Origin of the sequence: Nocardia alni, assembly GCF_019038435.1 — a bacterium.
Classification (GTDB): domain Bacteria; phylum Actinomycetota; class Actinomycetes; order Mycobacteriales; family Mycobacteriaceae; genus Nocardia; species Nocardia alni.
Genome location: NZ_JAGPOX010000222.1, coordinates 1 through 11,238, shown reverse-complemented (window position 1 = coordinate 11,238; position 11,238 = coordinate 1). Strand labels below are relative to the sequence as shown.

General features: G+C 69.0%; 7 protein-coding genes. All 7 read right to left on the bottom strand.

The genetic code is table 11. The features are described from left to right. Positions 1-1,625, bottom strand: a 1,625-nt coding sequence (locus JZ791_RS41825; RefSeq protein ID WP_216903157.1) for a hypothetical protein, incomplete at its 3' end; no start/stop codon positions are given. Positions 1,626-1,841: 216 nt separating this feature from the next. Beyond that, complete coding sequence (locus JZ791_RS41820; protein WP_216903155.1) at positions 1,842-2,633, bottom strand: CPBP family intramembrane glutamic endopeptidase; 792 nt, start codon at positions 2,631-2,633, stop codon at positions 1,842-1,844. Positions 2,634-2,824: 191 nt separating this feature from the next. Further along, positions 2,825-3,766: an RluA family pseudouridine synthase gene (locus JZ791_RS41815; protein WP_216903153.1), complete on the bottom strand. Its 942-nt coding sequence runs from the start codon at positions 3,764-3,766 to the stop codon at positions 2,825-2,827. A 35-nt stretch (positions 3,767-3,801) separates the two neighbouring features. Continuing rightward, positions 3,802-4,593 (bottom strand): ABC transporter permease, encoded by a 792-nt coding sequence (locus JZ791_RS41810; protein WP_216903151.1) that lies wholly within the window; start codon positions 4,591-4,593, stop codon positions 3,802-3,804. Beyond that, a complete protein-coding gene (locus JZ791_RS41805; protein ID WP_216903149.1) occupies positions 4,590-5,348 on the bottom strand; it encodes an ABC transporter permease in 759 nt (252 codons plus the stop codon). Before JZ791_RS41805 ends, JZ791_RS41810 begins: the two co-directional genes overlap by 4 nt. A gap of 34 nt (positions 5,349-5,382) precedes the next feature. Further along, positions 5,383-6,366, bottom strand: a complete 984-nt coding sequence (locus tag JZ791_RS41800) for an ATP-binding cassette domain-containing protein (protein ID WP_216903147.1) — start codon at positions 6,364-6,366, stop codon at positions 5,383-5,385. Positions 6,367-6,511: 145 nt separating this feature from the next. Further along, positions 6,512-11,238, bottom strand: a 4,727-nt coding sequence (locus JZ791_RS41795) for an SDR family NAD(P)-dependent oxidoreductase (protein WP_216903145.1), incomplete at its 5' end; no start/stop codon positions are given.

The following is an 11,238-nucleotide window of genomic DNA, read 5'->3' as shown; positions in this document are numbered from 1 at the left end:
GGTGCGGGCTCGTCCAGGGACAGTTGGGTGCCGCGCTCGGCGGGCGTGGGGCGGGGCGGCTCCGCAGGCGTGGTCGGGCGGCGGTCGTAGGGGTGTTGTGCCGAGGTGGTGATGACCGTGTCCGGGTGCTGAATGGTGGTGTGGTTGTCGGTCTTGTCGGCCTGTGCGTCGATACGTGTATCGGCGTGGGGGATTCCGGCCGGCTCGGCGGTCGCTGATCGCTCGGGTGCCGTGGTGGTGGCTTGCAGGGGTGCGGAGACCGGTACTGGCTCGGCGATTGATTGCTCGGATCTGGCGGTGGCAACGTCCTGCGAGGGGGCAGGCTCGGCGACTGCTGGTTGCTGGGGCTTTGCGGCCCCGGGTTCGGCGTGGGGCGTGGGCTGGGCGCCGGAGACGACGTTGCCGGGCGCCGGAGCGATCGGGTGCTCGACGGGCTGCGGCGTGTCGTCGTGGAGCGGCTCGGTGATCGGCTGGGGCTGGGGGGTGTCGGCGTGCGGGAGATCGGTGATCGGCTGGGAGTGCGGGGCATCGGCGTGTGGGAGGTCGGTGATCGGCTGCGGGGAGTCGGCGCGTGGCGGCTCGGTGATCGGCCGCGGAGTGGCAGCGCGCGGGGGCTCGGTGAGCGGTTGCGGCTGCGCTGGCTTCGGGCCGACCTGATCGAATTGCGGCGCCTCGGCCGCGAATCGCGTGGTGGCGCCGAATCGATCGGCCAGATTGAACGGGTCGGCATCCGGGTGGGCGGTGTGGCCGATCGGCAGGGCGGCGGATTCGGTGGCATCGGACGGGAATTCAGCGCAGGTCGCGCGGCAAGGCTCGCCGAATTCGACGGTCGTGGCCGGGTATTCCCGGGTCGGCTCGTCGGGGGTGGAACCCAGGTCGACGGGGACGGCGTCGATGAGTTGCGCGTAGCGGGTGGAGACCCAGGCGTGCAGCCAGATCACCACGCCGACCATGACCGGGGCGACGGCGGCCTCGGCGGCGCGGGCCACCTCGCCCGCGGCCAGGTGGGGGCCCGCGTTCAGCGCGATGGTCACGCCCAGCAGCGCCGCTTCCAGGAAAACCACCCTGCCGCGCGCGATTTCGCGGCCCCAGCGGGCAGCGGTGGTGGCCACCACCATGATGGTGATGATCGGGATCGAGATCATCGCCTCGAAGCCGTAGCTGAGCCAGTACAGCGGATCGGCCATATTGCCACCGGGCGCGAGGTTGTGCTGCACGTTCACACCGGACCACAGCATGCCCAGCACCACCACGCCGATCAGCGCCCGCGAGGACCATTCGGCCCGCCGGTACAACTGGGCCAGGCGCGCATCGGGATTGGAGACCCGTCTGCGCGCCGCCAGGGCGCGCCGATGCCACCGCGCGTCATCGTCGTCGGCGCGTCGCAAAGCCCACGCGACCCGGCGATCCCGCTTCTCGGCGGTCAGTTCGGAGCTGACCGCTCGCCGCCGCTGCTTACGCCGCTGCGCCCGCATCCATTCCGCGAGTTCGCGCTCGGCGGAGATCTCGGCCTCGGACAGCTCGGCGAACAGCGCGGGATCCGATTGCAGCGGAAGTTTGCCGCGCGCTGTCGCCACGCGGTTGGCCAGGGCGGTGATCTCGGTGTCGGATGCGGGTACACCCATCGCGGGGGGTTCCGAATTGCCGGTCGACCTATTGTCGAGCATGGCGCGCCTTCCCGGGTGCGGATGCGGTTCCGGCACGCGCCGGACCGAGGTACTCGAACGTATGTGTGATGCGCAGTGAGATTAATCCGCGACCAACTCGAGGTCAATGCTTTGCCCGAACATCAGTTCGGACGAGTAGCCTGAAACGCCGTTCTACCGGCAACTTTCGAGATATCAGTGCAACGCGGTGTGCCAGACCAACGCCGCCGCCACCGCGCCCGCGCCGTTGAGCGACCAGTGCAGCGCGATCGGGGCGAGCAGGCTGCCGCTGCGCCGCCGCAGCCAGGTGAAAACCGCGCCCGCACCCGCGGTGGCCAGCACCGCCAGCGCGATCCCGACGACCTGGGCGGCGATCCCGTGGCCCAGAACCTCGGTCAGCCCGCGATTGCCGCTGGTGAGCCCGAGCGACGCGGCGATATGCCAGAGCCCGAACAGCAGTGAGCCCGCGGCGAATACGCCGCGCACGCCGTAGGCGCGGTCGAGCGCGCCGTGCAGGACGCCGCGGAAGGCGAGTTCCTCGGGGATGACCGTCTGCAGCGGTATGACGATCATCGACGCGATCAGGGCGCCCGAGATGGTGGCATAGCGGTCGGCCAGGAAGAACGAGCGGGTGATCGGCAGGAGTGCGCCGATCACCACGGCGCCAAGGACGATACCGACCGCGCCCAGCGCGTACAGCGTTCCGCGTCGCCAGTGTCTGGGCGACAGGCCCAGTTCGGCCCAGCCGAGACCGCGCCGGCGCATCAGGACGACCAGGATCAGCGCCGCCGCCGGAACGGTCACGACGTTCGCCCAGGCCGAGGTGAAGTGGGCGATCAGATTCGTGCAGATCAGGGTGAGAACGACGACGGCGACATCGATATACGCGCGGACCCGGCGTGTCGGCGTCGGGCTGGTTGCGGGCGATTCTGTCAGGGTTGCGATGAACCCGTCGTCCCGCGCATCGTCGTTATCGTTCCGAGACATTACGGTCAGTCTACGTTCATTTGCTGAGAATGAGCCAAATGTGGTCGAGGAACGCGAAATGTGAGCTGAGTCCTAGTGTATACGTACAGTTGTACGCATACCCTGACTTGCTCGGTCGGCACACCGCTCGCAAGGTGGTCTCGAAGCGGCCCGCCGGAGGGTGGGCCGGTGAATTCCGGACGCTCTGTCGTTCAGGTGTGGTCGCCCGCCGCCCAGCCCTGCGGGTCTGTCCACGCCCGCAAGGTTCGCGTGGTCTCGAAGCGGCGCGGCTCGTGAGAGATGGGGTCGGTGAATTCCAGTGTGGTGGCGAGTAATTGGAGCGGCCGGGTGAAATCATCCACGGGCCGGTCGGTGAGTTCGGGATAGAAGTCGTCGCCGAGGATCGGGATGCCGAGGCCGTTCATGTGGATGCGCAGCTGGTGGGTGCGGCCGGTATGCGGGATGAGACGGTAGCGGCCCAGGCCATCGCGGTGCTCGGCCAGTTCGACGCGGGTCTCGGCGTTCGGCTCGCCGTCCGTTTCGAAGGCGCGGATGATGGTGCGCTCCTTGATGATCCGGCTGCGCACCGTGACCGGGAGCCTGAGGCCCGGATCGTGGCGGGCGATCGCCTCGTACTGCTTGAACACCCGGCGCCGGCCGAACAACGTCTGATACGCGCCCCGGTGCGCCGGGGTGATCACGAACAGCACCAGACCCGCCGTGGTCCGGTCGAGGCGGTGCGCCGGAATCAGATCCGGCAGGTCCAGCTCGCGCCGCAGCCGCACCAGGGCGGTCTGCAGAATGTGCTGGCCGCGCGGGATCGTGGACAGGAAGTGCGGCTTGTCCACGACCAGCAGATGCTCGTCCCGGTGCACGATCTCGAGTTCGAAGGGCACCTCGACCTCGATCGGCAGGTCGCGGTGGAACCACACCGCGCCGCCTGGAACATACGGCGCGTCGGGCGCGATCGGACCGTCCAGATCGACGATCGCGCCCGTGGCCAGCAGCTCATCGATGCGCGCGGGCGCGACCCTGGGCAACCGCTCCACGAGATGATCGCGGATGGTCGCCCAGGATCCCTCCTCCGGCAGCCGCAGCCGCGCCGGATCCAGTCCGTACCGCTTGGGCAGCGGAGGCGTCTGCCTGCGTCTCATTGATACGAGAGTAATGAAGAGCGGGAATGCGCCACTCAGACGCGGTAGCCGCGGATGACCCCTCTGCCGAAGACGACCGTCAGCCCCAGCGACCACACCGCCGTGTACAGCAGCGGCAGGGCCACCGGCCCGCCCGAGACCAGTCCGCGCATGGCGTCGATCGCCACACTCATCGGCTGATAGCGGACCACCGGCTGCAGCCAGCCCGGATACTGGTCCACCGGCACGAATCCCGAATTGAAGAACATGCCGAGCAGGATCAATATCGAGCACAGTTCCACGATCTTGCTGCCCGCCGGGCTCACGGCCAGGGCCATCACCATGGTCGCGAAGCCCACCACGAGCAGCGTGGGCACCCCGACCGCGCAGATCGCGCACCAGATGCCGCGATGCCAGCGCAGACCGAGCGCGGCGCCGACCGCGAGCAGCAGCACCGTCGCGCAGAGGGTGCGTCCACATTCGGCCAGCAATCTGCCCGCGGGCACGACCGCCCGGTACCCGGGCAGCACCTGCCACCGGTCGAGCAGGCCGCTCTCGGCCTCCGCGTGCAGCGATGTGCCGGTCGCCATCGCGCCGAACATGGTGGCCGTCACCGCGACGAGCGGGACGAAGCCGTCGATACTCGCGTGTCCGGCCGAAGCGGTCAGAAACCTCCCCAGCACCAGCTGATACATCAGCAGCAGCGCGGTGGGGAACACCAGCGACTGCACCATGATTTCCGGCTCGCGCCGCCAGCGTCGCAACAGCCTGCCGGCGTGCACCAGACTCTGTTCCGGAAACGATCCGTGTGGGCTCGCGGTCACATCACTCTGTGTCAGCGTGGTCATCGATAACGCCTTCCCATCCGTACCGACACCGCGGTGAACACCACGATCAATGCGATCGTCCAAGCCAGCGCCGGACCCACCGAGTCGTACCGGCCTGCGGCCAGCGCCCGCAACGCGTCGCTGCACACCGACACCGGCTGCCACCGGACGAACGGCTGAATCCACCCCGGAAAGCCCACCACCGGCACGAAGCCCGTCGAGGCCATGATCAGTAGGAGTTGCGGCAGCAACAGGATCTGGGCGCCGATCTCAGGGTTGCCGCTGGCACTGCCCACCACGTCGGCGCCGATGACGACCCCCACGCCGAACAGCAACGCCACCAGCACGAACAGCACTCCGGCGCCGGCCGCGTGGAACCGGAACCCGAAGGCGTAGCCGATCACCAGCGCGCCCGCGATCGCCACCGCCGCCCGGGAGGCGTTGGCCGACATCCGCGCGGCCATGGGCACCCATTTGCGCACCGGCATCGAGCGCAGCCTGGTACCCACCCCGCTCGCGGTGTCCAGGGCCGCCCGGTCGGCCGCCGACATACCGGTGAAGAACATGCCCTGCACAATGATCACCGGAAGCAGATACTGCGCGTAGTGCGCACCGGTCCGTTCCATCGAATGTCGCAGCGGCACATAGAAACACAGGAAGAAAATCATCGGCGCGAGGAAACCGAACACCAGATCACCCTCACGGAACGCGGCGCGGACGGTGCGGCCGCTCAGGGCGCGCCACTGCACACCTGTCGAAGCGATCGCGCTGTTCATTCCCGCACCTCGCCGACGCCCGGTTCCGGCATTCTCATGCGTCCACCGCCCGCGCATCGGCCTCGGCGGCGGGACGGGTCAGCTTGACGAACACCTCGTCCAGCGACGGGCGGCGCAGTGCGATGTCGACCAATTCGATTCCCGCGTCCGTGATGCGACCGAGGGCCGCCGCCAGCGTCGAGGGTCCGTCCGGGGCGGGCACCGATACGCGGTCGCCCGAGTCCGAGATCGCCACTGTTCCGAACGAGGCCAGCATTCGTGCCACCGCCGCCACATTCGCGGTGTCCACGGGAACCACCTCGCAGTAGCTGGGCCCGGACCGGGACTTCAGGTCGTCGGCCGTGCCTTCCGCGATGACCCGCCCCTTGTCGATGACGATGATGTTGTCGCTCAGGACATCGGCTTCCTCGAGGTACTGGGTGGTCAGCAGCACGGTCACGCCGTCATGCCGCAAACCGCGCACCAGCGACCACACCGCTTGGCGGCTCACCGGATCCAGCCCCGTCGTCGGCTCGTCCAGGAACACCACCTTCGGCAATCGGACCAGGCCGCAGGCGATGTCGATCCGTCTGCGCATTCCGCCGGAATACTGGCCGACTCGCCGGTCGGCGGCATCCTCCAGCTCGAACTGGGCCAGCAGTTCATCCGCCCGGCGTCGACTTCCCTTGTGCCCCAAGCCCAGCAGCCGGCCGAACAGCACGAGGTTCTCCCGGCCGGTCAGTAGGTCGTCCAGTGCCGCGTACTGCCCGGTGAGCATGATCGACGCGCGGACGGCCGCGGCATCGCGCACCACGTCGAACCCCGCGACGCTCGCGTGCCCGGCATCGGGGCGCACCAGTGTGGACAGCACCGAGACCGTCGTCGTCTTACCGGCGCCGTTGGGGCCCAGCACGCCCAGCACGCTGCCCTCGGGCGCGGCGAAACTGACGCCCTGGAGGGCGTGCACGGCCCCGAATCGTTTCTCCACGCTGTCGACGACCACGGCCTCGGCATTTGCCTGCGATGAAACCGCAGCCACAGGGACCTCCCATCTACTCGTCAAGAGCAATCGCTATTCGTCGAAGATGTACTGCGCGAGCCGATCTCGACCCGCAACAAAGTAAGGCAAGGCTAACCATAGCAAATGGTCAGTCTGTTGGCGAGTGGTAACCGGGTCTTTCGGGTTACCGGGAGGCTCGCGCGGCGCGTCGTCGCTGCGCGCGGGTGGCGACACGCTGTGCGGCGGTCACGACGCCGGCCGGGCGGACCGTGTGGGCCAGCCGATACGGTGTCGGACTCCGATACAGGTCCGCGAGCGGAAAGCGTTGTCCCAGGCGATCTTCCAGCAGTGCGTGCACGCGGATCGCGCTGATCGAGGTGCCGCCCAGGTCGAAGAAGTTGTCGTGGATCCCGAACTCGCCGACCCGCAACGCCGTGCCGAATACCGAGGCGATCGTGGAGTCCAGGCCGCCGGTGTCGGAGGCCGCGTCCTCGACCGCGCCCGCGGTCACCTCGACGCGTATCGGCACTCCGAAACGGTCGCGGACCGTGCCGAGATCGCCGAGTACCCGATCGCGCGAGCCCGCGTCGACGCGCAGGACCAGATCGGCCGTCACCGCATCGGGCACGGTGAGCAGTCCGGCGACCCTGGCGCCCCGGGGATCGAGTCCGACCAGCGGATGCGGCGTGTCGCGGCGCAGGCACACGTCCAGCGAGGCCAGCGCCTCGGCTGGATCCAGCGCCCGGTAACCGTTGGCCCCGCCCAGCTCGCTCATCGTGCTGGTGCGGCTCAGGCCTACTCCGTGCCAGGTCGACCAGGCGATGGACTGTGCGCGGTGTCCGGCGGCGCGCCATCGTCCGGTGAGGGCGTCGAGATAGGCGTTGGCCGCGGCGTAGGCGCCAGCGTGTGCGGCGCCGAATACCCCGTTCACCGAAGAGAATCCGATCCAGCGCAAACCCGGCCGGGTGTCGCCGAGACTCATCAGTGCCTCGGCGACAGAGGCTTTCGCGGTGAGGGCGGTCTCGAAATCGGCGTGCGTCGCGTCCGCCAGGGCATGTTCGGCGAAGTGCCCGGCGAGGTGGACCACGCCGTCGAGGCGTCGGCCGAAATGCCTTTCGGCCGCCTCGACACAGTCGATCAAGGCTGTCCGGTCGGTCGGGTCGAGGACGGCGTGGCGGATCCCTTCGGACTCGGCGGCGGCCGCGGACCGGCCGACCACCAGCAGCCGGAGCCCGTAGCGGCGGCGCAGGTGTGCGGTAACCAGCGCTCCGACGCCGCCTCGGCCGCCGCTGACGAGGTAGAACTCGCCGGGCGCGGGTGGTTCGACGTCCTGCGGATCCGCGGTGTCGCGCAGCCGGGGCACGAGCCGCGCATCGCGCAGTGCCACCACCGGATCGGCTGCGTCACTGGAGATTTCGTCGGCGAGGGTCGTGGATGCGACCGATGCGGCGGTGTCGATATGGCGAATGCGCAACCGCTCCAGTTCTGTTCGCGCCGTCTCCACCAGCGCGGCGCAGGCCGCGTGCACCGGGTCGGCGGGCTCGGCATCGGCGGCGAACGCCGCCGTGGTCACGACGGTCAGCGCGGCGCCCGGTGTGCGCGTGTGGCAGTCGACCAGTGCGCTCGCCAAGTCCGCCAATACCTGTGCGGGCGACGTGGTGTCGTCCACCACCACCGCATCCGGCGGTGCGCCCTCGACCGCGCCGACGGTGAGCACCGTGGCGGGGTTCGCCGCCGTGGCGGATTCGGGCTGTCTGGGCACCCAGGTCAGGTCGAAGAAATGATCGGCGAGGGTGCCGGCGTCGCCCGCCGCCACCCCGAGGGTCGCGAGATCGGCCACGAGAGAAGCAAATTCACCACGCTCATAGCTCTCGCGTAGCGCGGAGCGCTGGATCTTGCCGATTTGGGTCTTGGTGATCGCGCCGTCGGGCAGCGGGAGCACTACCGCGGGTGAAATGCCGAAGGACGCCACGACGGCGGCCCGGATCGCCGAAACCGCCGCGGCCGCAGCGGTATCGTCCGCCTGGCGGAAGAACACGGCCAACTGCTCGCCGTCGGATCCGGGGACGGCGCATGCGGCGGACCAGGAGGTCAGGGTGAAATCCAGGCGATCGACCACGGCCTCGATCTCGTGGCACGAATAGTTGACGCCGTTGACGATGACCACGTCTTTGGCCCGGCCGGTGATGCGCAGGCTGCCTGTCTCGTCGAGGAGGCCCAGGTCGCCGGTATCGAACCAGCCTTCCGCGTTGAAGGACTCCGAATTCTGTTCCGGCAGCCCGCGGTAGCCGCGCGTCACCGTGCCGCCGGACACCTGCAGACGTCCGATCTCACCGGTCGCCCGCACGCGGTCCGCGTCGTCCACGATCCGGATTCGGCACCCCGGAATCGGCGTGCCCAAATCCACGGCGGAGTCCGTGCGTGCGGTAGCGCTACGGAATCTGGTGGAATACACCACGGCGGAGCAGGTTTCGGACATTCCCCAGGCCGGGACCACCGAGTCCGGCGCGAGGCCGTGCGGAGCCAGCCGGTCGAGGAACTCCGCCGCGACCGCCGGAACGATCACCTCACCGGCGTTGAGCGCCATCCGCAGCGAACGCAGGTCCCAGCTGCGGTCCGCAGCCCCGTCCACAGCCTCGCTGACCAGCCCGAACGCGAAGTTCGGGGCCCATGTGCCGGTGACCCGGTAGCGCTCGATACAGTCGAGCCACCGCAGCGGATCGGCCAGAATCCACTCGGTCGGCGCGTGGATCTGATCGATCCCGTGATAGACATCGCGCAGATGCCACATGATGATTCCGCCCACATGATCCAGCGGCATCCAGTTGAACGAGACGTATGGTTCGGTGAAATCCTCGACCGTGGAGAGGGATTCACCACGCCGCAGAATATTGCGATGGGTGAGTTCCACGCCCTTGGGCGCACCGGTACTGCCGGAGGTGAACATGAGCAGCGCCACGTCGTCGGGGTGGACTGCGGGAAGGGTTGGGTCCGCGATCGGCCGTGCGCGGAAAGCTTTTGTGGACAACGTATTCGGTGCGGCGATCGTGCTTGTCCCGTTGCTTGCGGTAGTCCCGCCTGTAGTGCGGGAGAAGGTCCCGATTGCGGTTACGCGGACCGTGTCGCCGTCCGGGGTGTGCCATGTGCGCAATGTGGTGTGCTCGTCGCGGCCTGCCAATACGAGTGGTTGGTTCAGGCTTTGCCAGATGCGCAGGAATCGGTCGCGCTGTGGGCTCGGGGCGTTGTAGTCGGTGGGGGCGGCTACCGGCGCGGCGACCAGGCCTGCCAGGAGGCAGGCCCATATGCCGACCAGGAAATCCTCGGTGTCGCGGGATTGCAGGACGAGCGCGTCGCCGGGGCGGCTGCCGTCGTGGAGCAGTGCGGTGGCCAGTGTGGTGGCGCGGGAGAGCAGTTCGCCGTAGTTCACGACGGTGTCGGGGGCCTCGGATCGCAGATGGCGGATGCTGCCCGACGTACCGGCAGCCGCGACCAGCGCCTCGCCCAGTGTGAGCCAGCGTGGTTCGGGCTGCTCGCCGCCGTCTGCCAGGGCCGGGCCGGTTCCGGTGACGTGCTCGGCTGTCTCCGGTCGTGCCGCAGCGGGAATAGCGATGCGGCGCAACGGCGATGGCGGCGGCTTGTCCGCGGTGACCGTGAGCGCCCCCGCCGCGGTGGCCGCGGCCGTGATGCGTTCGGTCTCGGCCGCGTCGAGGACGGGCAGGCGGCGCAGCGCGGCGGTGTCGAGCTCACCGGTCGCGGTAAGCGGCAGCGCACCGGGGAGCGTGACCACGGCGGTCGGGACGACGGCGCGCGGCACATCATCGTCGAGCAGGCGTAGCACCCCGCGCGCGTCGATGGCCGAGACACGCGAGACATAGGCGACGGTTTCGCGAAGGCCCGCCACCGTCGCGCGGTCCAGCACGGCGGCCTCGCGCACCTGCGGGAGTGCCAGCACGGCATCCCGCGCGCGCGTGGCGGACACCGATCCGCGTCCGGTCCACACCGCGTCGTCGGCACGGTCGGCGTCGACCCGCAGCCGCGAACCGGTTGCGGTGCCACGTAATCCGGTCGGCATGCCATCGACGCAGATCGCACCGCGGAAGCCGTGCGGAACCACCGCGCCGAAGCGGTCGCGCACACTCAGGCCACCAGGGCACCGTGTGCTCCCGTCGGCATCGACCCGCAGATACCAGCCCCGTGCCTCGTCGCCATGCACGGTATGCGCATGGATGGGTGTCGCCACGGATTCCCCGACGGCGATGGCCATCCCGCGATAGCCGGCCAATTCCGCGCCGGATCCGAGCGCCACATCCGCGTCCCCCGGTGTCGGCGTATCGCCGATATAGTCGAATGCGAGCGCGGCCCAAAGGATGTCAGCGGCATGCGCCGAATCGCCGAGCCAAATCGCCTGCCCCGCACCGCCAGGAAACCACCGCCGCATCGTCTGCACCTGCACGGCAACCGCCCCGCGATCCAGCAGCACCCGACCGTCCACACCCGCCGCGAGGATCGCGGGTAGTTCGGGTGTCAGTTCCACGATCGGCAACCGACTGCCGGGCTCTGTTGGGGCGTAGGTTGTTTCGGTGAGATCGGGGGCGGGTAGTGTGCGGACGCCCGGGCTGCGGAAGTCGACGGCGAACCATGCTTCGGTCTGATACCAGTGGGCGACCGTGGCGATTTCTCGGGCCAGTGGCACGTCCGTGTCGCGCGGGTCCAGGGGGAACCAGACGCCGCCGCGGCGCAGTGTGGCGATCGCGGCGATCAGCACCTCGGGTGATCGTGGATGTCCGGCGGTCGCGACCACATTGCCGGGGCGCATGCCCGACTCGTGCAAGACCTTCTCGTAGTGTTCGATCGCCGCGGCGTATCGTTCGGGTACCTCGTCCAGTAGTGACGCGGTCGGCGGGGGCGGGT

What these genes read in the sequence shown, in the direction of transcription:
- JZ791_RS41820 (WP_216903155.1), bottom strand. Translation starts at nt 2,633, where the DNA reads ATGTCTCGGAACGATAACGACGATGCGCGGGACGACGGGTTCATCGCA.
- JZ791_RS41815 (WP_216903153.1), bottom strand. Translation starts at nt 3,766, where the DNA reads ATGAGACGCAGGCAGACGCCTCCGCTGCCCAAGCGGTACGGACTGGAT.
- JZ791_RS41810 (WP_216903151.1), bottom strand. Translation starts at nt 4,593, where the DNA reads ATGACCACGCTGACACAGAGTGATGTGACCGCGAGCCCACACGGATCG.
- JZ791_RS41805 (WP_216903149.1), bottom strand. Translation starts at nt 5,348, where the DNA reads ATGAACAGCGCGATCGCTTCGACAGGTGTGCAGTGGCGCGCCCTGAGC.